Source organism: Fischerella sp. PCC 9605 (genome assembly GCF_000517105.1).
Classification (GTDB): Bacteria; Cyanobacteriota; Cyanobacteriia; order Cyanobacteriales; family Nostocaceae; genus PCC9605.
Genome location: NZ_KI912154.1, coordinates 12,311 through 37,852, shown reverse-complemented (window position 1 = coordinate 37,852; position 25,542 = coordinate 12,311). Strand labels below are relative to the sequence as shown.

At 42.8% G+C, this 25,542-nt stretch carries 22 protein-coding genes; 11 read left to right on the top strand and 11 right to left on the bottom strand.

The window, feature by feature from the left end:
• Positions 1-79: 79 nt before the first annotated feature.
• Positions 80-769, top strand: a complete 690-nt coding sequence (locus tag FIS9605_RS0134230; protein WP_026736490.1) for a Uma2 family endonuclease — start codon at positions 80-82, stop codon at positions 767-769.
• 140 nt (positions 770-909) lie between these two features.
• Here the strand turns inward: FIS9605_RS0134230 and FIS9605_RS0134225 are convergent, their stop codons facing one another.
• Positions 910-1,098 (bottom strand): hypothetical protein, encoded by a 189-nt coding sequence (locus FIS9605_RS0134225; protein WP_026736489.1) that lies wholly within the window; start codon positions 1,096-1,098, stop codon positions 910-912.
• A gap of 195 nt (positions 1,099-1,293) precedes the next feature.
• Between FIS9605_RS0134225 and mnmE the strand changes: the two genes are divergently transcribed.
• Positions 1,294-2,676, top strand: coding sequence for a tRNA uridine-5-carboxymethylaminomethyl(34) synthesis GTPase MnmE (gene mnmE / locus FIS9605_RS0134220; RefSeq protein ID WP_026736488.1), 1,383 nt, complete (start codon positions 1,294-1,296; stop codon positions 2,674-2,676).
• A gap of 734 nt (positions 2,677-3,410) precedes the next feature.
• Here the strand turns inward: mnmE and FIS9605_RS39520 are convergent.
• Positions 3,411-4,358, bottom strand: a complete 948-nt coding sequence (locus FIS9605_RS39520; protein ID WP_051470296.1) for a hypothetical protein — start codon at positions 4,356-4,358, stop codon at positions 3,411-3,413.
• 260 nt (positions 4,359-4,618) lie between these two features.
• The gene (locus FIS9605_RS46385; protein ID WP_269321131.1) at positions 4,619-4,771 is read right to left on the bottom strand and encodes a glycine radical domain-containing protein; all 153 of its coding nucleotides are present in this window, start codon (positions 4,769-4,771) and stop codon (positions 4,619-4,621) included.
• Between the two features lie 795 nt (positions 4,772-5,566).
• Here FIS9605_RS46385 and FIS9605_RS0134210 point away from each other — a divergent pair.
• From FIS9605_RS0134210 to FIS9605_RS43650, 5 genes are all read left to right on the top strand, one after another.
• Positions 5,567-6,346, top strand: coding sequence for an SAM-dependent methyltransferase (locus tag FIS9605_RS0134210; RefSeq protein WP_026736487.1), 780 nt, complete (start codon positions 5,567-5,569; stop codon positions 6,344-6,346).
• A 114-nt stretch (positions 6,347-6,460) separates the two neighbouring features.
• Positions 6,461-6,952, top strand: coding sequence for a hypothetical protein (locus FIS9605_RS0134205; RefSeq protein ID WP_026736486.1), 492 nt, complete (start codon positions 6,461-6,463; stop codon positions 6,950-6,952).
• Positions 6,953-6,980: 28 nt separating this feature from the next.
• On the top strand, positions 6,981-7,820 hold the full coding sequence (locus FIS9605_RS0134200) for a YwiC-like family protein (RefSeq protein ID WP_231510595.1): 840 nt from the start codon (positions 6,981-6,983) through the stop codon (positions 7,818-7,820).
• 91 nt (positions 7,821-7,911) lie between these two features.
• Positions 7,912-10,239 carry a nitric-oxide reductase large subunit gene (locus tag FIS9605_RS39515; RefSeq protein WP_035140778.1) on the top strand — a complete coding sequence of 776 codons (2,328 nt, stop codon included), beginning with the start codon at positions 7,912-7,914 and terminating at the stop codon, positions 10,237-10,239.
• A gap of 257 nt (positions 10,240-10,496) precedes the next feature.
• Positions 10,497-10,646, top strand: coding sequence for a hypothetical protein (locus tag FIS9605_RS43650; RefSeq protein ID WP_155960667.1), 150 nt, complete (start codon positions 10,497-10,499; stop codon positions 10,644-10,646).
• 177 nt (positions 10,647-10,823) lie between these two features.
• Here FIS9605_RS43650 and FIS9605_RS0134185 read toward each other — a convergent pair whose 3' ends face one another.
• The 3 genes from FIS9605_RS0134185 to FIS9605_RS0134175 form a co-directional block, all read right to left on the bottom strand.
• Positions 10,824-11,615, bottom strand: a complete 792-nt coding sequence (locus FIS9605_RS0134185; RefSeq protein WP_026736484.1) for a DUF2382 domain-containing protein — start codon at positions 11,613-11,615, stop codon at positions 10,824-10,826.
• Positions 11,616-12,105: 490 nt separating this feature from the next.
• Positions 12,106-13,116 (bottom strand): methyltransferase, encoded by a 1,011-nt coding sequence (locus tag FIS9605_RS0134180; protein WP_026736483.1) that lies wholly within the window; start codon positions 13,114-13,116, stop codon positions 12,106-12,108.
• Between the two features lie 164 nt (positions 13,117-13,280).
• Positions 13,281-13,994 carry a Crp/Fnr family transcriptional regulator gene (locus tag FIS9605_RS0134175; protein ID WP_026736482.1) on the bottom strand — a complete coding sequence of 238 codons (714 nt, stop codon included), beginning with the start codon at positions 13,992-13,994 and terminating at the stop codon, positions 13,281-13,283.
• A 484-nt stretch (positions 13,995-14,478) separates the two neighbouring features.
• Between FIS9605_RS0134175 and FIS9605_RS39510 the strand changes: the two genes are divergently transcribed.
• Positions 14,479-16,122, top strand: a complete 1,644-nt coding sequence (locus FIS9605_RS39510) for an alpha-keto acid decarboxylase family protein (RefSeq protein ID WP_051470293.1) — start codon at positions 14,479-14,481, stop codon at positions 16,120-16,122.
• A gap of 46 nt (positions 16,123-16,168) precedes the next feature.
• On the opposite strand, the gene FIS9605_RS0134165 is transcribed toward FIS9605_RS39510, so the two are convergent.
• The gene (locus FIS9605_RS0134165) at positions 16,169-18,502 is read right to left on the bottom strand and encodes a WD40 repeat domain-containing protein (protein ID WP_026736481.1); all 2,334 of its coding nucleotides are present in this window, start codon (positions 18,500-18,502) and stop codon (positions 16,169-16,171) included.
• A 1,046-nt stretch (positions 18,503-19,548) separates the two neighbouring features.
• Positions 19,549-19,938 carry a hypothetical protein gene (locus FIS9605_RS0134160; protein ID WP_026736480.1) on the bottom strand — a complete coding sequence of 130 codons (390 nt, stop codon included), beginning with the start codon at positions 19,936-19,938 and terminating at the stop codon, positions 19,549-19,551.
• Positions 19,939-20,105: 167 nt separating this feature from the next.
• Between FIS9605_RS0134160 and FIS9605_RS0134155 the strand changes: the two genes are divergently transcribed.
• A complete protein-coding gene (locus FIS9605_RS0134155; protein ID WP_026736479.1) occupies positions 20,106-20,387 on the top strand; it encodes a DUF2087 domain-containing protein in 282 nt (93 codons plus the stop codon).
• On the opposite strand, the gene FIS9605_RS0134150 is transcribed toward FIS9605_RS0134155, so the two are convergent.
• Positions 20,378-21,859 (bottom strand): CoA-acylating methylmalonate-semialdehyde dehydrogenase, encoded by a 1,482-nt coding sequence (locus tag FIS9605_RS0134150; RefSeq protein WP_026736478.1) that lies wholly within the window; start codon positions 21,857-21,859, stop codon positions 20,378-20,380. The two genes, FIS9605_RS0134155 and FIS9605_RS0134150, sit on opposite strands and share 10 nt — an antisense overlap.
• Before the next feature lie 70 nt (positions 21,860-21,929).
• On the bottom strand, positions 21,930-22,652 hold the full coding sequence (locus tag FIS9605_RS0134145) for a class I SAM-dependent methyltransferase (RefSeq protein WP_026736477.1): 723 nt from the start codon (positions 22,650-22,652) through the stop codon (positions 21,930-21,932).
• 455 nt (positions 22,653-23,107) lie between these two features.
• On the opposite strand from FIS9605_RS0134145, the gene FIS9605_RS41620 reads away from it, so the two are divergent.
• The gene (locus FIS9605_RS41620) at positions 23,108-23,221 is read left to right on the top strand and encodes a transposase (protein WP_442854759.1); all 114 of its coding nucleotides are present in this window, start codon (positions 23,108-23,110) and stop codon (positions 23,219-23,221) included.
• 170 nt (positions 23,222-23,391) lie between these two features.
• On the opposite strand, the gene FIS9605_RS0134140 is transcribed toward FIS9605_RS41620, so the two are convergent.
• Positions 23,392-23,778, bottom strand: a complete 387-nt coding sequence (locus FIS9605_RS0134140) for a hypothetical protein (RefSeq protein ID WP_026736476.1) — start codon at positions 23,776-23,778, stop codon at positions 23,392-23,394.
• A gap of 251 nt (positions 23,779-24,029) precedes the next feature.
• On the opposite strand from FIS9605_RS0134140, the gene FIS9605_RS0134135 reads away from it, so the two are divergent.
• Positions 24,030-25,526 carry an aldehyde dehydrogenase family protein gene (locus FIS9605_RS0134135; protein WP_026736475.1) on the top strand — a complete coding sequence of 499 codons (1,497 nt, stop codon included), beginning with the start codon at positions 24,030-24,032 and terminating at the stop codon, positions 25,524-25,526.
• Positions 25,527-25,542 lie beyond the last annotated feature (16 nt).

Below are 25,542 nucleotides of genomic sequence, written 5' to 3'. Positions count from 1 at the left end.
CCATCAGTTTTGAAGATATCAGCGATCGCAACTGCTGCAACTGCTACGCTAAATTTATAGCACCTAAAAACTTGTAGCTATGTCCGTCGCCAAAGATTTTGAAACCCCAGAAGATGTTATATTTCCTCCTGGTGATTTGTATAGTGACGAACCACCGTTGGAAACTTACTTACATTTGCAGCAAATGCTGCTGTTGTTAAAATGCTTGGAGTGGTGGTGGCGAAACCGCAATGACTTTTTTGCAGCAGGTAATCTCACCATCTATTACAGTCCACATCAACGGAAGTCTTCTGATTTCCGAGGACCTGATTTTTTTGTGGTACTAGGAACTGAACGCAAACCGCGTAAAAGTTGGGTTGTCTGGGAAGAAGACGGCAAGTATCCGAATGTAATTGTAGAATTACTCTCCAACTCAACAGCAACGACTGATAAAGGTTTGAAAAAACAAATCTACCAAGACATCTTTCGTACACCAGAATATTTTTGGTTTAACCCCAATAATTTAGAATTTGCTGGGTTTGTTTTGGTTGGTGGTAGTTATCAATCCCTCGAACCCAACCCTCAAGGGTGGTTGTGGAGTCAGCAGCTAAATTTATACCTAGGGGTATATCAAGAAGAATTACGCTTTTTTACACCAGAAGGACAACTAGTTCCAACACCCGAAGAAGTTGCAGAACAAGAAATGCAACGTGCTGAACAGGAGAAGCAAAAAAGCGATCGCTTGGCAGCAAAACTACGAGAATTAGGTATCGATCCAGATACTGTTTAACATTGTGGATTTTATGTTACATCTCTGGAATCGCAATTAGAACACCAAACATACCGATGGAAATCTGAAACTATTAACGGAGTCCAGAGTTCAAAACACTTGACTCTTGACTTTTGACTCTGGACTTTGCCAAGCAGTTATTAATCTTCTGGCAATACCCATTTCGGCGGTTCCATGAGTTTTTTGAGTCGTGCTGCTTCAGCTATTTCATGCATTTTTTCTAGCGAAGTCTCTTGGATGAACTTTGATGCTTCCTCTACATAAGATTGTTCATCCGCAGTGCGCTCTTTGTCGCTGGTTTGGGGATTATTTTCTTTTCCCTCTTCCACGCTGACCTCCTATGCTCTGATTTTGAGAACGTGACTTACAGTCATTCTTGCTGCTAAGCAAAAATACTTCTGTTCTTCTAATAAATCTTAACCTTGTGACTGTCTTTTCAAACCTTGAATGTTACATTTCTAAAATCTCAAATCCAAATCTCTACAATCGACTATAGATTCAATCTTTTCCTGAAAAGGGCGCTGATGTCAGAAACTTTTGCCACCACTGGAACCATCGCTGCGATCGCCACCGCTATTGTTCCCCAACAGGGTAGTGTTGGGATTGTACGCGTATCTGGTTCAGAAGCAATGCACATTGCCAAAACTCTTTTCCATGCGCCTGGGCGGCAAGTTTGGGAAAGTCACCGCATTCTCTACGGTTATATCCACCATCCCCAAACACAACAAGTCGTGGATGAAGCACTGCTTTTGATTATGAAAGCACCGCGTTCCTACACCCGTGAAGATGTTGTGGAATTCCATTGCCACGGGGGAATTATGGCAGTGCAGCAAGTGTTGCAACTATGCCTGGAAAACGGTGCAAGGCTAGCTCAACCTGGAGAATTTACCCTGCGGGCATTTTTAAATGGCAGACTAGATTTAACACAAGCCGAAAGTATTGCTGATTTAGTAGGAGCGCGATCGCCCCAAGCTGCACAGACTGCTTTAGCTGGTTTGCAAGGCAAGTTAGCTCATCCGATTCGGCAGTTACGCGCTCAATGTTTGGATATCTTGGCAGAAATTGAGGCGCGGATTGATTTTGAGGAAGACTTACCTCCGCTGGATGATAAAGCAATCATATCAGAAATTGAGAGAATTTCCGTAGAAATTACCAAACTGCTAGCAACCGCCGATAAAGGCGAACTGTTACGCACGGGATTAAAAGTGGCGATTGTTGGGCGTCCGAACGTAGGAAAATCGAGTTTGTTGAATGCGTGGAGTCGGAGCGATCGCGCTATTGTCACAGATTTGCCTGGTACAACCCGTGATGTCGTGGAATCGCAGTTAGTAGTGGGTGGAATTCCCGTTCAGGTGCTGGATACAGCAGGCATTCGGGAAACAGAAGACCAAGTGGAAAAAATCGGTGTTGAGCGTTCCCGATATGCTGCTAGCGCCGCTGATTTAGTGTTGTTAACCATTGACGCCTCAGCGGGTTGGACAGCAGCTGATCAAGAAATTTACGAACAGGTAAAACATCGTCCCTTAATTTTGGTTATTAACAAAATCGACCTCGCCTCAGCAGAAGTGGTGGAGTATCCCACAGAATTCAACCAAGTTGTAAAAACAGTAGCAGCCCAAAATCAAGGCATTGATGCTTTAGAAACAGCGATTTTAGAACAAGTCCAAACTGGGAAAATACAAGCTGCCGATCTGGATTTAGCCATTAATCAAAGACAAGCTGCTGCACTAGTAAAAACTAAAACTTCCCTCGAACAAGTACAAACGACGATTGCCCAGCAGTTACCTCTTGATTTTTGGACAATTGACCTGAGAGGTGCAGTTTATGCTTTAGGGGAAATTACGGGAGAAGAAGTAACAGAATCCGTGCTTGACCGGATTTTTAGTCGGTTTTGTATTGGAAAATAACACAACTGTCCTAAACCCACCCTCTATGGCGGCTTTTTTGTTGAGAAAAGTTAGTGCAGAGGTACTAGCTATACGAGAATGTACTGCTTATTAATACCATTTTGAAAAAATAATGCGACAAATAGACATTGTAGAGACGCGCCATGGCGCGTCTCTACATCAGGATGGGTTGTAAACATTTATTAAATCGGTATAACGTGAGTTCGACGAACTAAAAAATTTTCTCAGATTCCTATCTTGCAAGCTTTTTGTGCTTTTATAGCCGTTGAACTCACGTTAAGTTATGACACCTTATTTCTTGAGCCAAATACTTCCAAGACCATATATTGATCGCCGCCTTCTTGGCTAGCATCATAGCAACGATACTCAGAATATCGAATCCGAACTAGCCTGCCTTCATTGTTCGTATGCTCTTGGGCTGATTTCTTCGTCTGTAAAGCTGTGTTGCTGTTGATTTTTTGGTGGATTTGTACCCATTTTTATCCTGACTTTTCACAGGATGTGGAAAAGAAAATTGTCGGTTCGCGCATAAATTGAAATTTTGCATCTAATCACAGAAGTTCACGGTATTTTGTGCAAGATTTATGACATTTTATACCTAAAATCCTGAACATTCCATAGAAAAGCTGCTTGACTACCTCCTTATCAAGAATGTATTGGCGATCGCCCACTCTGTGAGATCGCACTTCAAAAGTGCGCTTATAAAAGCATTCGGGCTGTCGTCTTATTAATCCTTATCTTTCTGTAGTCGTCTCTTGTTGATGGTTATAGATTTGCTCATTTATTGATGGTCGTTCTTTTTGCCGCCAACTTCTAATTTTCTCTGTCACCAATGGTGAAGCCAAAACTCCTCCCAGTCCAAAGAGATTTAAGATTAAAAATGTCAATCCTCCGACAAGGGGAATGAGACTAATCACAGCGAGAATGACTATCCCCACCAGGAATTGCAGCATTGGGGAACGTCTATGTCTCAAGGTTTTTTCCCCAATCAACAAACCCAGGCTGTTTGCTCCCAAGAGTCCTACAACTCCAAGCAGTAAAGCAGCTATGGGAATTAATACTGCCCCCAAAAGACTCCCGCCAGTGAGAATTGATAACAGCAGAAATGCGACGACGCCTCCTAAACCCCAGCCCAAGCTTTTGAGTGGTTGCTGACTAATAGTTGCAGTGATACTTTGTAAAAAACTGGGCCGCAGCAACATCAACACCACACCAACAATGGCAACTGCTAGCATGAACAAGGTGTAAAAAGCGGCGTTGAGCAAATATATACGTCCTAGCGTTCCCCACAATCCCCAGCGTCTTATGCCGTGCATCACGCCACCGCTACGGTCTAAAACTGTGACTGCATCCCCGCCAATTGTGACACCTGGCTCTTGAAAAATTTCTCCACCTACAGCAGTAACATCACCGTCTACCCTAGCTCCTGTTTTGAGGATGACATCACCACCCACAGCAGCAGCATCTCCTGTAACATGCCCATTGTTTAAAACTGTAACAGAACCGGCGATCGCCACTGCGTCTTTAACAACTTCGTTCTCTGCAATTGTGACATCACTGCCAAATCGGACAATATCTCGACCAGAATCTTTAATTTGTGCTGCTGCTGTTCCCCATAGCAACAACATCAGCAGTGCTAGCACCAGTGCAATAATAAGTTTGATTTTCTTATTCTCCATCATTGGATCTTTCTCCTGATGAAAAATAGCGTTTTAATATCCCTAATAGAACATCGATTCAGTAATCTTCGGACAAGGAGGGATGGGGTGATGGGGGGATTTCGCGCGGACAGTCTCCCCACCTCCCTATCTCCCACTCTCCCTTGTCTGGTTCATAAAGACAATTTCTGAATACTGAATCGACGTTCTAGGTTATTGATCTGGATATATTCTGTTTTGCCCAGTGTCGATGGCACAATTGAGAATGTGTGGGAAATACCATCCTAGTAGTGTTGGTAAGATAGTTTGGCAACCGATGCCAAAGATGCGATTGCGCCCTTAGCGTCCCGTCCATGCATTGGGTTCGCCCTTGATGCAAAGAGTTCTGCGGCTTTTGTACCATCTGGAGTATTGCCCGTCTTCTTGCCATAAACCAAGTTAAAAGTAATATTTAATACAGATTAGGTCGGTACGGCATTCAGATATGTCTTGTGTGTGGGGAGTTAGTTGATCGTGACTTGGTTGCACTGTTTTTGAGTGCGCGCGCTCGCTCTCTCTTGTTAAAAAGATTCACCTAACTTTTAACTCTCTCCAACTTGAGTTATAAGTAAAAATTTTGAGGAACTTGTGAGGAGAGGTTAGCAAAGGATGACAGTTGTCTGTTTGCACACTGATTTTGTGTGGGCGTGGCGTTAAGGTAACGAAACACATAGACGCCCGTAACGGTAGAACACAGAAGACACGAAGAAGAGAGACGGAGAAATTTGATCGCCTATAAGTTTACAGTTTGTATCTGTACTGTGCAATGTCTTTACATAAGCGATCGCGCTGAACCAGATTGAGTTTTAATGAGGTAACTCCAAAACTTGCTGTCGTTAGATCACAACAAGCTGACGTTAGATCGCAACAAGCTGACGTTACGTCACGACAAGCGGACGTTAGATCGCAACAAGCTGACGTTAGATCGCAACTTGTTTTCGTTCAGATCGCATAAAGCGTCGTTATATTTTATATTCAAGACCACATATGCACACAGTACTGGAAACTGGGGAGTCGTGACTAGGTAGGTTAGGAGAAGAATCTTCGCCCAATACCCAGTACCCAATCACCAATACCCAATACTCAGTACCCAGTCCATTGGTGAAAATCATTCCTTCTTTGAGCTACCTCATAGAAGCTTTAATAGATTTTTGACACATTGAGGATAGCATCAGTGCAAAGAGGTCAGACACATGACTAATGCCACTCTCAATTTCCAAAAAGCTCCCGGACACCAAGTTTTAGCAGTAGCAGGTAAAAAATATCTGCGTCCCGGCGGAAGATTAGCCACAGAGCAATTATTTGAATGGGCTAATTTTCAACCAGGTGAAACTGTTTTAGAATTAGCCTCCAGCTTTGGTTACAGTGCAATAAATATTGCCAAACGCTACAATGTCAAAGTGGTAGGTGTAGAAAAAAATCCTGAGAGTGTAGCGCGTGCACGTGCCAACATCCATGCTGCTGGTTTAGAAAATCAAGTCGAAATTATGGAAGGTGATATTTTTCACTTAGAGCCTATACCAGGAAAGTTTGATTATGTTTTGGCAGAAGCAATTCTCACCATGCAATCTCCTCTAGGAAAAGCCAAGATTTTAGCTGGAATTCACAATAAACTCAAACCAGGTGGTAAATTTCTCTGTCATGAATTATTAGCCCACGACAAAGAAGAAGAAATTCATTCTGAGTTAGCAGAAGTAATTCGAGTTAATTCTACACCCTTATCGGAACCTAACTGGATTGCTGCTTGTGCAACAGCCGGATTGCAAGTGCAGAAACATCAAACCGGGCCAATGATGTTATTGAATTGGCGGAGAATGTTTCAAGATGAAGGCGTAGCCAACACAATTCGGATTTTATGGAATATTTTGACACAAGAACCCATCCGCAAACGTGTTTTAGCAATGCGCCGTGTTTTCCATAAATACCGTCATGAATTAGGCTATATCATTCTCTGTGCAGTTAGTAGAGAATAGGGAGTGGGAGTAGGAGAGTGGGAGAGTGGAAGATGGGGAGAGTGGGAGAATAACCACTAACAAACAACCACCAACAAACAACAAACAACAAACAACAAACAACAAATTTTAACGATGCAATCAACACTTAAAACTTTCACTCAACACTTAGATTTATCTCAAACTCAAGTAGAAACTCTACTCTCAAAAACGCTAAGTGAGTGCCTGAATTCACTTGATTTTCAGCAACAGCTAGACAGCTTAGACATAAATTTTCTGAGGGAAACTTTGCCTACAGCAGGAAGTGTCTTAGCTAAAGAATTACCACCTTTTTATGATTGGTTGAAAAATGAGTTAGATGTTAAGCGTGTTCCTGATAGCCCAGAGCATACAACAAATTGGGTAATTAATTTCGTTAACCATCAAGAAAGCCTTACTCATTTAGTAGAGTTACATCGTCCCGTACCTCGTCCGGCTTTAGAAACTGCAATTCCCCGCTTAGTAGAATCGTTTAATGGGCTAGAAGACAGGCAGGTTAAAAAGGAATGGCAAAAGGCGATCGCGATTCTTTGTTTACCTTTAGTTGTCGATGCACGGGAACGAGAAAAGTATTCTGTAGCAGTCTGATAAATATTTATCCTGCAAAGAGATGAGGATGATGACTCAATCAACCATCAATGCATCTAGCAATACCCAAACTATAACCAAACCCAACCCCCAAGCGTGGTATCGCCAGACGTTTTCTCCAGAACATGGAGTCTACGTGATATTGCTAGTTTCTTTTCTGATTGGTGCAGCGGCTGCACAAGCTTGGACATTATCAACAACGCTAGCTTTAATATGCGCCTTTTGTGGCTTCCAGGCTGAACATCCTTTAGTAATGCAAATCAAACAACGTCGCACCCTCAAGCCGCGTTTTCTTGTTTGGGGTGGGTTGTATGCTGTAATTTCTGGTGGAATTGCGATTTGGCTTTACCTCAGCTATCCAGTTGTCTTATGGATTTATGCAGGTGCATTAGCTGCTTTAATTATTGATGCTTTCTCAGTTTTGCAAAGAGAGCAAAAATCTGTTTTCAATGAACTAATCACCTTTGCTGCGGTTTGCCTTTCTACTCCCTTCGCCTACGCTGTAACAACTGGCGTAATTTCCCCCAGTGTAATGGGATTGTGGGCGCTGAACACCCTTTTCTTTTCTAGTGCTATTTTTACAGTTAAACTGCGGAAACCTAAAACCAGTTCTGTAATTCCGGGGACAATTTATCATGCTGTTGCAACCCTAATTGTCTTCTTATTCTATTGGCTGGGTTGGTTATCTCCAGCGGCAGTTTTAGCCTTTGGATTGGCACTAATTAAATTTGGCATTGTTGCCTTGAATCAAGAATGGTATCGCACTGCAAAAATTCAATTTGCGGCGATACTAGAAAGTACAACAGCCTTTGTTTTTCTGACAATTGTTGCCCTTTCAGTTCTGCCCGCGCACTTAATAGCTCTTTAGCCAAATTATACATTTGGCTACCTTTCATTTGATTGTGAAATTATTTGAATCAAAATTTTGAGAATTTTGCCAAAGTTTTGGAGGTTTAGCTATGGCTAACACCACGTTAGTTGATACCGATATTTCAATGGCTCGAAAAAAGCGATCGCTCAGTTTTCCTGCTTGGTTAGTACTAATCTGCATCGTTGCCTTTACTGTTTTACTAGCAGCAGGGGCTGTTATTTGGAAAAACGCTCCTCCCGTGCCAGAAGTCGTACGTTCTCCTCAGCAAGAAATCATCCTCACTAAGGCAGAAATTCAAGCCGGACAAGAAACTTATTTAGCTCGTGGTGGTCAACACGTTGGCAGTGTTTGGGGACACGGAAGTTATCTCGCTCCAGATTGGACAGCTGACGTACTTCATCGTTGGGGATTAGCAACCGCTGGGGTTTTATACAACGATAATCCGAATTTTTCGCAAGACGATTTAGAAGCATTATCAGCCCCAGAAAGAGCGAGTTTAGAAGCTCAAGTCAGCGAACAATTTAAAACCAATCGTTACGACCCCGAAACCCACGAATTAATCCTGACCAATGCCCAAACGCAAGGATTAAAAAAGGTCTTCCAAGACTATCAACAACTATTAGCCCACGGCTCTGCAATTCACTCAATACCTGATGGCTGGTTTAAAGACAATACCCAAATTCACAACGTTACATCCTTCTTTGCATGGACAGCTTGGGCAGCAGCAGCAAATCGACCAAACGCCCCATTTTCCTATACTGCGAATTGGCCTCACGATGACCTAATTGGCAATCAAGCGCCAGGGCAATTTATTATCTGGTCAATAGTCTCGGTCATCATTTTAATTGCGGGAATTGGTGTATTTCTATTTGTCTACCTTACCCAGGAAGAAGCAGATGAAATTCAGCCAGTTCCAGCACGTCCGGCTGTGCGAATTCCTACCCCCAGCCAAAAAGTCACCTCGCTATTTTTTGGCGTAGCGATGACGATGTTTTTGGTGCAAATTATCATGGGGATGTTCACTGCACACTATGCTGTGGAAGGGGAAGGTTTTTACGGAATTCCTCTGATTAATTTCTTGCCCTATGCTGCTTCTCGCACCTGGCATTTACAACTAGCTGTGTTCTGGATTGCTACTTGTTGGTTAGCAGCTGGACTTTATTTTGCTCCACGTTTCGGTGGTATTGAACCGAAATTTCAAGCGCTTGGTAATACCGTTTTACTTCTAGCCTTAGCCCTCGTTGTTGTTGGTTCAATGATTGGAACTTGGCAGGCGGTAACAGGAGTTTTAGATGTAAAAAATAGCTTTCTTTGGGGACACCAAGGCTATGAATATATTGAATTAGGAAGAGTATGGCAATTGCTGCTCATTGGTGGCATGATATTTTGGCTGTGGCTGATGTATCGTGCTTTCAAACCTGCCTTGCAAAAAGAGAAAAATCCCACTGGTTTGAGTCACTTTTTCCTTTACAGTGCGATTACAATTCCTCTGTTTTATTCAGTAGGTTTGGCATATACAAATCGCACACCTTTAAGCATTGCCGAATATTGGCGCTGGTGGGTAGTTCACCTCTGGGTAGAAGGTTTCTTTGAGGTATTTGCTACTGTTGTCATTGCTTATTTGTGTAGTGAATTGGGTTTCCTCAAAAAATCTTCGGCTTTGCGTGCGACTTACCTCACCACAATTTTGTACTTGGGTAGCGGCGTCATTGGCACATTGCACCATTTATATTTCTCCGGTACACCGTCATTTATTGCCGCAATGGGAGCAGTATTTTCAGCTTTGGAAGTAGTTCCTCTAACGCTGATTGGTTTTGAGGTATTGAAGACTTTGAAACTATCTCAAGAAGCAGAAGGATTTTATCGCTGGCCTCTACGCTTTTTTATCGCTACCTGTTTTTGGAATTTAGTCGGTGCAGGTATCTTTGGTTTCTTAATTAATCCTCCGATTGTTCTCTACTACTCGCAAGGTTTAAATACTACACCAATTCACGCTCATGCTGCTTTATTTGGTGTATATGGTTGTTTGGCATTGGCACTGATGTTGTTTGCCTTGCGGGAATTTGTACCAGAGAACGCTTGGAATGAATGGTTGCTGCGCTTTTCTTTCTGGATGATTAATGGTGGTTTAGTAGGAATGTTAGTTTTGGGATTAATTCCCAATGGTTTCTATCAGCTAGCAGAATCAATTAATCACGGTACTTGGTTTGCTCGCAGTGCGGAAGTAATTAGCAGTCCTTGGATGCGGTGGACGGTATGGTTGCGAATTCCCGGTGACATCATTTTTGCCATTGGCGCTATGGCGATGTTTGTATTTACTGTGAGGGCAATTATTGCTATATTCCGCTTCCCAGTGAAGCCAATGCAACCGGAGTTAACTGCCAATACAGTTCAGTTATCAGAACTTGATTCTTGAAGATTCCCCTAAATCCCCCTTAAAAAGGGGGATTTTCACAAGTATTTCCCCCTTTTCAAGGGGGACTAGGGTGTGTTTTCAAAGTATCAGTTTTGTCATGCTGTAGGCGTAGCCTTCCCGTAGGGTACGAAGCGACAGCGTAGTGAAGCATCTCTATAACCCTGATTTTTACGAGATTCTTTGCTTCATTTCATTTCGCTCAGAATGACATTTAGGAGTTTGAAAACACGCCCTAGTAGTTTGTCAAATTTGAATTGATGAATCGCAAAGTTCGTAGTCAGGACTTTAGTCCTGAATTTTTAAGCACGCTTGGTGCTTACTACAAACCCTTGACAGGTACTAGGTGGGATATGATTTTTAGCCTGTACTTGTCCGCAATTTTACTAGTGCGATCGCAGATTTTGTAGGATGATTTCAACGTAATAACAAAAATTGCGATGTTGGTGACGGAAGGGATTGTCTGCTCCTGAATGACTCCCGCTGCACCAAAAATCCGTTAGTCTACCAGATGAGAATAAGTGTACGATGAATCAAAAAAGTAGCCGTGATGTAACCACAACTACTACCCATAAAATGACTCATTACTAAATCCTTTCTACGACCGGATGCCCCTCAGTGTTAATATCTAAATCTTCTTTCCTAAGCGTCTCTTGAGCTTCAACTGTCTGTTGCTCTACCAATTTCTTGACTCTGATTTCTTCACGTACAAAAGCTTGTTTGTGAATCTCAGGAGTCTCTTCGTAAACTTCCAAACGTGCCACTTCGCCTTCCGTGAAGGCAAATTCCCCAAAAGCAAGTGGCTTGCCAGCGCCTGGTGAAGTCACTCGCTCAATCACAACTCGCTCCTTTCTAATCGGCACTGAAACCTGTGCAGTTTCAGTTTCTATGTGCTTGCCAACTGCTACTTCCCCTGCTTTGAAGCGATTTTTATTGGCAATTAACCGTTCTTCGTACAGTCTGAGGGTTTGAGAATCCTGCTCATTCATCTCGTACACAGACGTAGAGACCGCAGATAGCTCAGGTTGAGTGCGATATACCGCCCTCAACTTTTCTTCATAGTCGTGATTCAGCACTGTGCGTTCATTGTATCCAGGTAAAGCTTCTGCTTGCTTTCTTGTCAGATCCACGTAGACGCGATTTGTCTTATAGCTAACGCGGGCACAACTGACTGGCAGTAATATTTTCTTGCCAAAAATCTGGATTCCTAAGTCGAGGACTAGATAACGGAGCTGGCCTTGGTTATCTAATATAATGTCGCTGACTGTACCAATCTTTTCATTAATTCCTTGAGGATAAACACTCATCCTCTTGATGTCATTAATCGTGAACGTCTGACGGTAGTTTGAATCTAACTCATCAATTGTTTGGAGTACCATTAGCTTGGATAGAACATAGAAGAACTGCAATTAATCTTGCTGTTTTTCGCGCTCGGCTTTCCTCATCCCTAAGGTGATATATTTGCGAGCAAAAAAAAGTGATCTGGGTTACAAAATCTCAACTTTCAAAAAAGGTTAAAGTTTAATTCCTAGATTCAATTAACGATATTACCAATCAAAAATAAGGAAATTCTAAGGATTAAAAGTAACTACGACCGAGCAATACGCCTTCTCAGTCGAAGCTTTCAAATTACTTGTTCTATCTGGATTTCGTTCAAAATAAGAAATGGCGTCATCTGTTTTGCTTAAACTAAGCAGAAAATCAACTTCTCTTCCACTGGAATTACACCTAAAGGAATACACACTTCAAAATTTGGTTAGGTAAGGACTTCAGCCCCTGTATCTCCAGAGGCGATCGCTTGCAATTTTTTAGCATCAAGTATCGTAATCTTGCCACCCCGACACTCGTCATTTCGGAAACTAATAAGATTTACTTGATACCCACCACCATCGAATCTGGCCCAATCAAGTGTTCTACTCGCGTTTCACGAAATCCGGCTTCTTTCATCCATTGGCAGCAGTCAGATCCTGTATAGTCAAATCCTGCTGGGGTTTCAATCAGCATATTCAAGCTCATCAACAAACCAAACAGATTTTTGCATCGCTCATCATCAATCACAGTATCATAAGCAACCAAAATCCCGTTTTCGGGAAGAGATGCATAAGCCTTACGAATCAAAATTTTCTTCTCTTCCAGACTCCAGTCATGCAAGATATGACCCATGAGAATAACATCGGCATTTGGTAAATCGTCCTTAAAGAAGTCACCAGCGATAAAACGAATGCGATCGCCAACAGCTTGTTCGGCGACATAATCCTCAAATATGGGAGCAACTTCAGGCAAGTCAAATCCAATCCCGCTGAGATGTGGATTAGCCTTAGCAATCTGCACGGCCAAATCGCCTTGAGCTGTGCCAACATCTACAAAGGACTTATAATTAGACCAAGGCAAACGCTCGGCAATACAAATATTCGCGCCACGACTGACGCCAGACATAGCCCGAAGAAATTCCTTGAGTCGGTCAGGCTCGGCGTAAATTGCTGCAAAGAAGTTTTCTCCACCACCTTTGGCTTCGTTTTGCATCTCGCCTGTCCGCAATGCCTCTGTCAGGTGTCCCCAGAAACCGAACAAGCGATGGTTTGCCATTTCCAGTATCCCACCGATATAAGAGGGCTTTCGCTTATCTAAAAACATATCGGTGTCGGGAGTATTGTGGTAAATTTTTCCTTCTCTGCGGAGAAACCCCATCGCTACCAGTGCATCCAGAAAATCCTGTGCCGATCTTGGATGTAAGCCGAGCTGAGCCTGCAAAGTCTCAATATCTTTAGGATGCTGAGCCAGTTCGGTAAACAACTCTATTTCTACAGCGCTCAGTAGCACCTTAGAGGCCCAGAACCCAAGTCCAACCTCCATGATTTTGTCAGCAGTAGGGGGTAGCAAGTTATTACTCCTAAATCTATCTATAACAAATAATTTATACAGCTAAATATACCTGATTGCTACTTGCTCGCTAACTATATATTCAACCGCAGTATGCAGTAGCAGAAAATCAACTTCTCTTTGATTGAAATTGCACCCAAAGGAATACACACCGCAACATTTGGTTAGGCAAGGACTCCAGCCTCTGTATCTCCAGATGCGATCGCATCCAATTTCTCAGCATCAAGTATCGTAATCTTGCCACCCCGACTGTAAGCAATGACTGTCTTCAAACTTTTAACTAAACGCACGCATTCTTCGTAGGTAATGCCGATACTACGAGCGATGCGATAATATGACAGTTTAGCTTTTAAAGTCTGGCCTTGTTGGCTAGATTCTGTACCGGATTCCGCAGCACAATATTGAATTAACCTCGCCAGCCTCACAATCGCTCTTTCAGAAACTAATCCGTGGACTGTTTCATGTAATTGCTGAAGTCGATTGTTCAAAACCATCAGCATCCGCAAGGCTATATCGGGATTCTGCCCAATTGCTTTGAGCAAAGCATCTCGCTCTACTGTGAGAATGTCGCAATCAGTTTCAGCAGTGACTGTGGCGGGAGAAATGCCATTTCCCAAGAGTGCTGGTGCGGCGAAAATTTCCCCATGATCAAGTGTGCGAAGAATCGTTTCTTTACCTGTGTTTGCTGTTTTGGTGACTTGAATTGTGCCACTGACTACAGCATATAACTTAGTAGGCAGGCGATCGCCCTCATGTAAAATAATCTCTCCTTGCTTGTAGCGTCGCACTTGAGTGTGAGGTTGCAGACTTATCTTGTCTGTTGGTTCTAAACCCGCAAACACAATCACTTGTGAGAGTTGCTCAATAGTTGCCTGCATAGTTTATACCAATTTTCTAAAGTAGGGATTGGGGATTGGGGATCGGGGAAGAGAGATTTTCATTCTTTGCTGTGCGCCTCGGTGCATGGGAGTCTTGCATCATTCCAGTGGGAGAGTCTCTGGCTGGGCGTTGCTGATTTGAAGTATGAATTTGATGTTGTCATGCTGAGTGTAGCAATGCGAAACGAAGCATCTATCGAGATTCTTCGCTCCACAAAGTTCCGCTCAGAATGACAATTCATACCTTGATTCAGCAACGCCTCTGGCTGTTATATTTTGTCTCAAAATCCACACATCCTGTCTTAATTAGTTCACTATATAAATATGAGAGCTTAGTTCCAAGTTAAACCTTGTTAGTGAAAGCCGCAGCGCTGACTCTTGGTAATCAACAAGCTCGTATTTTTTGACATCTAATTTTTTACCCTTAGTTGAGCGAGTCAACTTGCCGCTCAATCACAAATCCCCTTTGGGGAGGAAACTAAACATGCCTCAACTAGCACCGCATATTTTTGAAATTTTATACCAGCAGGGTGTACGTCATGGCTTTGGCATACCTGGTGATTTTGCCTTAACGCTCTTTGATGCCCTTGCAGCCAGCAAAATTCAACCCGTTGTCATGACTCACGAACCCAGCGTTGGTTTTGCCGCTGATGCTTACTCTCGCATTCGTGGCTTGGGTTTAGCAGTTGTAACCTATGGCGTCGGTGGGTTGAACATGGTAAACGCGATCGCAGGTGCATATGCAGAAAAGTCTCCATTGGTGATCTTAAGCGGCGCACCAGGTTTAGGGGAACGACAGCAGCATGACTTGCTACATCATAAGATGAAAACATTTGATACACAGCGACGTGTTTACGAAGAAGTGACTCTCTACGCTACAACGCTCACTAACCCCAAAACTGCCGATGTCAAAATTCGCCGTGCCCTAGACTACGCAATGACTTTCAAGCGTCCGGTGTACCTAGAAATCCCTCGCGATATGGTTTATGCAGAAATTGAGGAGGCAGAACACCACCCACCACCAATCAAACGCACAGATGCAGATACTCTAGCGGAAGCTCTGGCGGAAACTCTAGAAATGCTGCATCGAGCTAAGTCACCCGTAATTGTTAACTGTGTCGAAGTACACCGCCTTGGATTGCAACAGCAAGTAATAACACTGGCAGAAAAATTAGGCGTGCCAGTCAGTTCCACCCTCTTAGGAAAATCTGCTTTCCCAGAATCACATCCGCAATACATCGGTATCTACAACGGTGAAGCGGGCGATCCTTACGTGCGGAATACTGTCGAAGAATCAGATTGTCTGCTGATGCTGGGTGGGTTAACGACAGACTTTAACCTGGGCATGTTTACCGCTCACTTAGATCCGGGTCGTAGAGTCTATGTTACCTCAGAACGCATTGCGATCAAGCATCACGAATACCAGAATGTGCGGTTTGAGGATTTCATCACCGCTTTGTCTACCAGTCCGGATTTGCCCCATTGGCATACATCCACCATTACACCAATGCAACCGCGTGTAGCTCCCTGTGAGGGTAAGATTTCTATGAGCAGATTGCTGTATGAACTCAATCAGTTTATTGACAGCAACACGCTGCTGATTGCAGATGTTGGAGATGTGCTGTTGGCAGCGGATGACATCCAAACACAAGCAGGTACATCGTTTTTGTCTTCTGCCTTCTGCGCCAGCATAGGGTTTGGCGTTCCGGGTGCGATTGGTGCTCAATTAGCCGATCCTTTGCGGCGGGCGATCGCATTAGTTGGTGACGGGGCTTTCCAAATGACGGGCATGGAGTTACTCACGGCAAAACGCTTAGGACTGAAACTCATTGCGATCGTCATTCACAATGATACTTTTAATACGTTGCGGGTGATGGGACACCAACAAGCAGATTTTGTCCGTATTCCCAGCTTGGACTATGCCCGATTTGCAGAATTATTAGGCGGTCGTGGTTTAGTTGTCAAGACGGGTAAACAACTTCATACAGCTTTGCAACTGGCGCGAGAAAGTGACACTTTTAGCATCCTTGATATTTATATTTCACCCGACGATTTATCGCCTGCTTTACAAAGGTTGAGTGAATTGTTAGCATCTGAAAGTTTCTTTCCCAATTGTTTGACCCAATGAATAATTGTGGTGTGATGCACACCTTTAACGTGACGCGGACATGATATCAAACTATCTGCCAGATTTTAATTGTTTTATCGGAACTACCACTAGCGATAAACTGACCATCAGGACTAGCAGCAATAGCATTCACTGCCCCTGAGTGTCCTGTCAGAGTTTGCAGCAATTCCCCAGTGTGCAAACACCAAATCTTAATGGTTTTATCGGCACTACCGCTAAACAGAGTTTGCCCATCCGGACTAATGGTAACTGATTTCACTTCACCTGCATGGCCAGTGAAGGTATGCAGCATTTTTCCACTTTCGAGTTCCCAAGCTTTAATGGTTTTGTCAGCACTACCGCTAAACAGAATTTGTCCATCTGGACTGATGACAACCGAGTACACTTCACCCGTATGTCCGTTGAGAGTGCGTAATGGTTCTCCCGTGCGTGGGTTCCACAACCTAATTTTTTTGTCACTGCTAGCACTGGCAAGAATTGTACTATCAGGACTGATAGCAGCAGCGTGAACTACAGAAGAATGCCAAAGGGTGCAAATGCGATCGCCTTTGTGCAGATTCCAGATTTTGATTTTACTGCTGCCACTGGCGAGAATCATACCATCTGGACTGATGACTACACAGTTAACTGGTTTTTGATGTCCCAATAGCGTGTGCAGTAATTTGCCAGTGGCAAGATGCCAGACTTTGACATTACTTTTAGGATGTTCGCAACTGCCAACGGCAAGGAAATTGCCATCGGGACTAACAGCAACCGATGAAACTTCTCCTAAATTATCTTTGAGGGTGCGGATTGCTTTACCAGTCTTCAAATTCCATACTTTAATAGTTTTGTCTGCACATCCGCTGACTAAAACCTCTCCATCCGGACTAATAGCCACAGATGTAATTTTGCCTGCATGTCCGGTGAGGGTGTGGTTAAGATAAACATTTTCTCCTTGGCGTGCGTGTTTGAAGTTGGCGATCGCATCCAAAATTTCCTCAACTTCGCTGATACCCTGGCGATCGCCAACTGCCGCAAAATATTCTTTTAACTTTTGGAAATATTCTGCGTCTTCTGTTGTTGCAGCTGTTCGCATCACCTCCAGTGGGTTGCTTGCTTGTACTTGCGGTACTTTATGCAGTTCTAGCCATGTGTGAATTGAATATTTTACTTGTTCTTCAGCCAAAGAGCGATCGCTAAGATGGGATAAACTCTGGCCTAACTGCAAAGCCAATTCAGGAATCCAATAACGATGTTCTGCCTCTAGAGCTTGGTAGACTTGTTTGTATCCTGAGGCAATTGCTTCTAGCGATCGCAAATCAATAGAACTCTTCAGCAAACTCGGCAGCAAATCTGGTAGCAGGGGAGGTACATCATAATGAACCAAGTGATAAACATCTGCTATCCAGCCAGCGACTAAACAGTGACAGGTAATTAAAACCTGACAAAGTTGTTCTAAGTCCTGACGATTGATTTGGTATCGTAAGGATAATTTACTAATATCAACACCCTTGGCTTTCCATTTTTCTTCTTTCTCCAAGGTTGCCAAATTGATCGCATTATCTCTGCCGATATCATTAATTTCTTCTAGATTTTCTCCTAGGGCAACGAGTTCATCTCTAATAGTTCTCCATTCCAAGGCACGGTTTTTTGCCGACTGTTCAACAATTTCTCGATAAGGTAGCTGAGAGATTGTTTTATAGTAATAATGCTCTTGCCCTAGTCCCCAATAACCAATACGGAAATTTAGATAGTCTCCATCAGCTTCTGACTCTAGAATCAAAATAGGCTCTGTTTTCAACATTCCAAACAGAGCCTTGATACTAGATTCACTGTGAAAACGCTTACTATCCCAAGCTCCAGCTAAAAACTCTGTCGGTCTAACCGGACTTTGTAAAGAGTAATGTTTACCGAGGAAATCTCGCAATCCTTCAGCTAACATTAACTCTACATCAGTTACAGCTTCTTCTTGTTGAGCGTCGAATTTATCAAATACTACTTTCGGTGGAGCTAAGAAAATTTTTAGAGGTTTGCGTTCACGAGTAGTATCTGATTCTAAGATTTGCGAAGGATATAAGCGCAAAGGCCAGCTATCAAAAAGTTTATTTACCTCTGAAACCTTCAACGCTGTCTCTTGTTCTTGGGTTGCTATTTGTAATTGCGTCTGATGGTAATAAACTGCTAACTGCTGTTCTTCTATTTTTTCTTGGTCAAATCCTCCCAAATAACTAATTTTTTGACTGGCAGTGTTTACAGTTTGGAGGAATTCTTGAATTTTGCTGGGATACTCGTTTTTATTTGCATCGGGACGTGCATCATTACTTTTGTGCACTAAACTTGCAATTACAGGCGCAAATTCTAGTACCAGTTGAAGTAGTAACCTTAAGCCTTGCTCCATACAGAGTTGCCTGCTAAATAAATAACTTCAAGAACCTTCAGTGTCATCAACGCTATAGCTCATTCCAATGAACTTCTTGCATAAGTTGGAAAAAAGGCTTTGTGAATAAAATCCCTCTTCCCTTTAACCTTGTCCCTTATCCTCACCTGGAGGTCTGGAGGTTCAACACATGCCGATCCTACTACTTAACTGCATATAAGTTTGGATAATGATGAGAAAATCAGCAAAAACTCATTGCAGAGTTCGCTTATCCAAATTTTAGTGTTTAGTACCATAAAAAATTAGCTATAATTCTGTAAAAAATCCATTAAAACCCGAAAAAGTAAATATGGGTGTTTTGTGGATTGCTTTTCCCTTTGAAAGGGATATTTTGCAAAGCAAGGAAGCTTTTGACTAGCTGAATAACCGTGGAATCTTGCTTACTCCATCACTTCCATATAATCGATTATACTACACCTAATTCAGTCAAAAGAGTGTTAAATAACTTAGAGGATTATGGCTTTGTGATATAGAAAAGCATTATTACTTAGCATTTATTTTTAATGCTATAAATTCTATAGATATAGACTACCTCCTACTGCTAAAAGATTAATCATTGTTCTATAGTTATTAATTCACTAAATCATCAAGAGTGTTTGTATAGTTAGTTCGATATTTATAGTGTTGGTGATAAATAGCGAGAGAAATATACCTCCCATGCAATAGACTGTAAAAACGAAATTTTTGAGCTTCTATGGCTTGTCCTTCAACAATTTCCCAATAATTGCGATTTAGGCATAGCTTGCGAGGACTTTGTATTTATCCTGGTCTAACCTGACGTGGATATAAAATAAACCATCAAAAAGATGGTAACTCTTCGTAGGTAAATATAGTAGACAATTTAACACTAGGTCAATATTAGGTTAGCCTGATTTACCTCAATTAAAACTACTTAGTATTATTTTATAACTTTATGTCAGGAAATAAGTTATAGTATGCCGCTCAGTCAAAAAAATGAATGAAATCATAAGGTTAAGAAAAGGTTATCAAGCGACAGGTCTAAATTGTTAGAATTTGATTCCCAATTGTCCATTGATTCCGCGAACCGAGTTGTAACCAACGCCTAAAAAAAGATTATCGCCAGCACCTACCTGAACCCCGCCAGAAACAGCAAGACCTTTATCTTCCGAATAGTAACCTAATCCTAAGTAAGGCGAAACGACTGGCAAACTTAAAAATTTGAGTAGATCGAATCCCGTAGCACTATCAGGGCCAAATCCTAACTCAGCACCCCAATTCAAAGCCCTTGCACCCACAGAATAGGTAACATCGCCATCTTTTCCACCCACTGAGACCCAAGGTTGTGGTACTAGTTGAGCATGGGTGCGTTGTGGAGCAAGTAAAATTAACAAACCGAAAGATGTAATTATAGTTTTGGTAATAACTGCGATCTTCACATTCTTCTCCTCAACCAGATTTGTCTGCTGCGAATAGTGACGAATTTTACCCTGCCTAAGTGCCTGAGAACCGCTAGTAGAGTGTAAATCAAAAAATTTACTTGGTGTCTTAGTGCCTTAGTGGTGAAAAAATATTTTTGAACCACCAAGACACTAAGACACAAAGAATGGACTATCAAGCTGAACTCAAAAGTTATCTAGATGAACAAGGGCGCGTGAAAGAATGGCCCTCTAAGCGGAATAAGGGTAAATTTCAAAAGTTGGTTTTAGAGTATCTAGCCTCGAAGTTTGAATCGGGAGTAACTTACACTGAGAAAGAAGTTAACACACTGCTCAATCAGTATCACACCTTTGGCGATCCTGCCCTGTTAAGACGAGAATTATTTGAAAATGGACTCATCGACAGAAAGCGCGATGGTTCGGCCTATTGGCGCAATACTCAAAATTGACGCGACCACTCACTTGGCCAGCGTTCTACCACAACTTTGGTTTGAGTAAAAAACTCGACTGCGTGGTTGCCTTGACCGTGCAAGTCACCAAAAAAGCTTTCTTTCCAACCGCTAAAGGGGAAGAATGCCATCGGTGCAGCGACTCCGATGTTGATACCAATGTTACCAGCTTCTGCTTCATAGCGGAATTTCCGCGCCGCCGCACCACTGGTGGTGAACAAACAAGCCATGTTGCCGTATTGACCGCTGTTGACGATCGCGATCGCATCATCAATACTATTCACATGAATCAAGCTGAGTACTGGCCCAAAGATTTCTGTCTTAGCAATTTCACTTGTTGGATCGACATTTTGCAAAATGGTTGGACGGACAAAATAGCCTTGTTCGTAACCAGGAATTTTTGGTTGTCGTCCATCTACCAACAGCGTTGCACCGCCCTCTGTCCCTTTTTGAATTAAAGCTTCAATCCGCGCCTTGCTTTCGGCAGTAATTACCGGGCCCATCTCTACACCTTGGTCTAAACCATTACCTACGATCCGCTTTTTGGCAGTTTCGGCGATCGCTTCTGTAAACGTGTGCCGTGCTTCTCCGACTGTGACGGCGATTGAAGCTGCTAAGCAACGTTGCCCAGCACAACCAAAAGCGCTATCAGCAGCAATGCGCCTAGTCATTTCTATATCTGCATCAGGTAAAACAATAATTGGATTTTTCGCGCCGCCTTGGCATTGTACGCGTTTTCCATTTGCTGCTGCCCGACTGTAAATATACTTAGCTACTGGTGTAGAACCGACAAAGCTAATTGCTCGAATTTTAGGGTGATCTAGAATTGCGTCTACAGCTGCTTTCGCCCCGTTAACTAAATTTACTACACCTTTGGGTAGCCCAGTTTTTTCTAGTAACTGGAAGATTTTCTGCATCGTCAACGGCACTTTTTCTGATGGTTTAACAATGTAGGTATTACCGCAAGCAAGGGCATAAGGCATAAACCAGAATGGAATCATTCCCGGAAAATTGAACGGGCCAATTACTGCACATACCCCTAGTGGTTGGCGAATCATGATTTCATCAATCCCCTGTGCAATATCTTCCAGATTTGTTCCTTGCATCATCATGGGAATACCGCAAGCAACCTCAACATTTTCAATTGCACGGTGCATCTCACCTTTCGACTCAGCTAAAGTCTTTCCACATTCAAGGGTAATTGTGCGGGCTAAATCCTCAAAATGTTCTTCTAATAGGTTCTTGAGTTTAAATAAATACTGTACTCGTTCAGTCGGTGGGGTACGTCGCCATGTCACAAAAGCTTCAGCAGCAGCTTCGGCAGCTTGATTAACCTCAGATGTAGGTGAGAGAGGGACTTTCGCCAATATTTCTGTTGTAGCTGGGTTGAAGACGTCTATGTATTCTGTAGCAGTTGATGCACACCACTGGCCGTTGATGTAGTTGGGTAGTGATTCCGTTAAAAATGCCATATGCATACCCTAGCAAGAGTTTGATCAAAAATGTTCCCTGTTAAGAGTTAAGAGTTCCCTATTCCCTGCCTTACTTAGATACCCAACCACCAAAAACTGCTAAGCCGTAATATTTCCAAGGTACTGCTACTGTCTCAAATCCTGCTTGAGATAGCATTTTGAAATGGGCTTCTAAGGTAGCTAGTTGATCTTGACTAGAGTATCCGTAATTTGTGCTTGTGCCAACTTTATTACGAATTTCTGTTAAGGTAGTTCCCTGTTGAGTTGCCCATTCCTCTCGCATTGCCTGGTAAATTTCTGCTAAAGCTGGTGATTCTGGCTTGATGGGGTCTGCATTCCAAAAACAACCGTCTTGATGCAAAGTTTTACGAATTTGCTGAAATAGCTTCAACTTCATTTCATCGTTGAGATGGTGAATTGCTAAAGATGATACGCAAGCATCGAATTTCTCACTAATACCAAATTTTTCTGGATTGTTAGCCCACTCGCCAAAATCTGCTTCAATGCCAGTCCAGCGTGTTTGATAATTAGCTTGAGCAATCTTGTCTTGGGCGAATTGCAGCATTCGCGGTGAATAATCTAAAGCTATCACTTGGGTATTTGGGCAATAGTTGAGTATTTTGAGACTAAGTTCACCCGTACCGCAGCCTAGTTCTAAGATGCGATGACTTTTAGAAGGTACACAACGAACAATTACCTCCAGCATTTCATCATAGCGAGGCAAAAGTTGGCGAATACCGATATCAAAATCAGTAGTGTTGGCGAAAACTTCTCCAGGATATAACTGTGGCATGGAATTTGAAATTAAATATAGACACCATCTAGATCATGATGCATCGCCGCCCCAAAAGCGATCGCTATCCGTGCAATGCACCATCGCCCTTCTTCTAGGAAAAGTAACAATTAATGCAGTAACTATAGACTAAAGCATATAACTTATTTAACATAGTAGTAGACCTCACTAGTTATGTGTGGTTGTGTGTTGTAGAACTTGGTTAAATTCTGGTCAGGGGGTCTAACTCCTTGACTTTTTTGTGTTTTTTGAGTTTTTTCATCAGAATTTAAACCTCAATTGATGCTTGCTTTTGAAATTTTTGCGGCGAGGTATTTTAAGTAATTTTTCTTATAGTTAATGTTATAAATTTATTTTTTTAAATCCTTCAGTAAAGCAGAGAACAGAAGGTTTGTTTGCCACTGCGATGCATCAGCACTGTTCAAATTTTTGGTTTAAATTTAGATTCTGTAAGCGTGAAGCACTTTATAGATTCAACTCCTATTGAAGTTTGTCATCGAGCCAGGGCGTACTCACATAAAGTATTTAAAGGATTAGTCAAGTGGGGTAAAAATTCAGTAATGGCTTGACACGACTAAAATGAGCGGGGATTACAAACCCTCACTTGACATCTACTCGAAAGACTTACCTGTTCTGCCTCCTGCGGTTTTTTAGTTCATCGAACTCACGTCCTTTTAGGGTGACGGCTATCATTAATCGAACCATCTTGATTAACACTCACCACATTGTTTCCGCTTGGTTAAAAACCAGCCTCTTCACCGACAGCTTGAGTAGTGATTGGATCGCCACCTTCTTCCCCGACAGCGTAGGTAGTGACTTTGCCACCTCCCTCTTCACCTACTGCATAGGTAGTAACTTTGTCATCACCGCCTTCTTCACCCACTGCATAGGTAGTAACTTTGTCATCACCGCCTTCTTCACCTACTGCATAGGTAGTAACTTTGTCATCACCACCTTCTTCCCCGACAGCTTGAGTAGTAACTTCATCATTTCCTTGTTCACTTAGAGGATCGCTGGCGACAAAATCAGGTATTTTATTGACCTCCTTATTATTGACGTGCTGAACATGCACAATCAGATTTTCTAGCCTATGAAGTTCAAGTTGAAATGGATGGACGTAATGCATAAATGCTCTCCAAAATCAAGTAGTCTATCTTATAAATACAATAAATAATGTCTTGGTTTCCGAACATTTCACCGACAAAAAAATCACGGGGCGATTGATCCGCTGAGTGGACAAAACTTACAAGCAGGATAACTATATTTTCGGAATGAGCAACAAATTTTTGAGTTGTCAATTGACGGCAGCCCAGAAAACAAACCAAAATTGGTACAATTAGTACAAAAGTTTCAGTATATTAGCCGGAGGACTCAATTATGACCACTCCGCTCACTTGTCGCAATTACATCGATGGTCAATGGTTGAGTGCTGCTTCGGGAGCTACCTTAGAAAGCCGCAACCCTGCCAACAAGCATGAAGTTGTTGCTACCTTCCCGCGTTCCGCATCGGTTGATGTGGACACAGCAGTAGCCGCAGCCCGCCAAGCTTACCGCAGCTGGCGACTTGTACCCGCCCCAGCCAGAGCAGAATATATTTTTAAAGTCGGCGAACTATTGAGCAAATACAAAGAAGAACTTGCACAGTTAATGAGTCGAGAAATGGGTAAACCCCTGACAGAAGCACGGGGAGATGTGCAAGAAGGTATTGACTGTGCCTTTTATAGTGCTGCGGAAGGGCGGCGGTTATTTGGGCAAACTACACCGTCAGAAATGCCCAACAAATTCGCGATGACGGTACGAATGCCCATCGGTGTCTGCGCCCTCATTACTCCGTGGAACTTTCCAATTGCTATTCCCTGCTGGAAAGCTATGCCAGCTTTGGTGTGCGGCAATACCATCATTCTCAAACCAGCTGAAGATACCCCCGCCTGTGCAACAAAACTAGTAGAAATTTTTGCCGAAGCAGGTTTACCACCAGGGGTAATTAACTTGGTGCATGGTGTGGGTGAAGAAGTCGGGAAAGCCTTAGTTGCACATGCTGGCGTGGACTTAGTTTCGTTTACGGGTTCTTCCGAAACAGGTGCAGAAGTTGGCGCTACCTGCGGACGTACTCACAAGCGCGTATGTCTGGAAATGGGCGGTAAAAATGCTCAAATAGTCATGGAAGATGCAGACTTAGAACTTGCCCTTGATGGCGCAGTCTGGGGAGCATTCGGCACAACCGGACAACGATGCACTGCTACTAGTCGCCTGATCCTGCATCGGGATATCAAAGAAAAATTTACCGCTATGTTTAAAGAGCGTACCAGTAAGTTACGCTTGGGTGTTGGTACTGATCCTAATACTGATGTCGGGCCAATAATTAACGAAAGGCAACTGCAACGGGTAAGCAAGTATTTAGATATTGCTCGTGAGGAAGGAGCAATAGTATTAATGGGTGGGGAAATAGCTAGCGAGGGAGAACTACAACACGGTTACTTCTTTCAACCGACTATTCTCGATCGGGTAATACCCCAAATGCGGGTCGCCCAAGAAGAAATATTTGGGCCAGTGGTAGCATTAATTGAGGTTAGTAGTTTTGACGAAGCAATATCTGTCCTCAACGATACAAACTATGGTCTTTCTTCATCAATATATACTCGCGATATCAACCGTGCTTTTGTTGCTATGCGCGATCTTGAAGCGGGAATCACCTATATAAATGGCCCCACTATCGGAGCAGAGGTGCATTTACCCTTTGGCGGTGTCAAACATACTGGTAACGGACACCGAGAAGCAGGTACTACCGCTTTAGATATTTTCACCGAATGGAAGACTGTGTATGTAGACTTTTCGGGAAGTTTGCAACGAGCGCAAATTGACAATCGTGAATAATGGATAGTTAGCTTGG

Coding starts and splice junctions, on each gene's coding strand:
- FIS9605_RS0134230 (WP_026736490.1), top strand. CDS start 80: ATGTCCGTCGCCAAAGATTTTGAAACCCCAGAAGATGTTATATTTCCT.
- mnmE (WP_026736488.1), top strand. CDS start 1,294: ATGTCAGAAACTTTTGCCACCACTGGAACCATCGCTGCGATCGCCACC.
- FIS9605_RS39520 (WP_051470296.1), bottom strand. CDS start 4,358: ATGATGGAGAATAAGAAAATCAAACTTATTATTGCACTGGTGCTAGCA.
- FIS9605_RS0134210 (WP_026736487.1), top strand. CDS start 5,567: ATGACTAATGCCACTCTCAATTTCCAAAAAGCTCCCGGACACCAAGTT.
- FIS9605_RS0134205 (WP_026736486.1), top strand. CDS start 6,461: ATGCAATCAACACTTAAAACTTTCACTCAACACTTAGATTTATCTCAA.
- FIS9605_RS0134200 (WP_231510595.1), top strand. CDS start 6,981: ATGATGACTCAATCAACCATCAATGCATCTAGCAATACCCAAACTATA.
- FIS9605_RS39515 (WP_035140778.1), top strand. CDS start 7,912: ATGGCTAACACCACGTTAGTTGATACCGATATTTCAATGGCTCGAAAA.
- FIS9605_RS43650 (WP_155960667.1), top strand. CDS start 10,497: ATGAATCGCAAAGTTCGTAGTCAGGACTTTAGTCCTGAATTTTTAAGC.
- FIS9605_RS0134185 (WP_026736484.1), bottom strand. CDS start 11,615: ATGGTACTCCAAACAATTGATGAGTTAGATTCAAACTACCGTCAGACG.
- FIS9605_RS0134175 (WP_026736482.1), bottom strand. CDS start 13,994: ATGCAGGCAACTATTGAGCAACTCTCACAAGTGATTGTGTTTGCGGGT.
- FIS9605_RS39510 (WP_051470293.1), top strand. CDS start 14,479: ATGCCTCAACTAGCACCGCATATTTTTGAAATTTTATACCAGCAGGGT.
- FIS9605_RS0134165 (WP_026736481.1), bottom strand. CDS start 18,502: ATGGAGCAAGGCTTAAGGTTACTACTTCAACTGGTACTAGAATTTGCG.
- FIS9605_RS0134155 (WP_026736479.1), top strand. CDS start 20,106: ATGGACTATCAAGCTGAACTCAAAAGTTATCTAGATGAACAAGGGCGC.
- FIS9605_RS0134150 (WP_026736478.1), bottom strand. CDS start 21,859: ATGGCATTTTTAACGGAATCACTACCCAACTACATCAACGGCCAGTGG.
- FIS9605_RS0134145 (WP_026736477.1), bottom strand. CDS start 22,652: ATGCCACAGTTATATCCTGGAGAAGTTTTCGCCAACACTACTGATTTT.
- FIS9605_RS0134140 (WP_026736476.1), bottom strand. CDS start 23,778: ATGCATTACGTCCATCCATTTCAACTTGAACTTCATAGGCTAGAAAAT.
- FIS9605_RS0134135 (WP_026736475.1), top strand. CDS start 24,030: ATGACCACTCCGCTCACTTGTCGCAATTACATCGATGGTCAATGGTTG.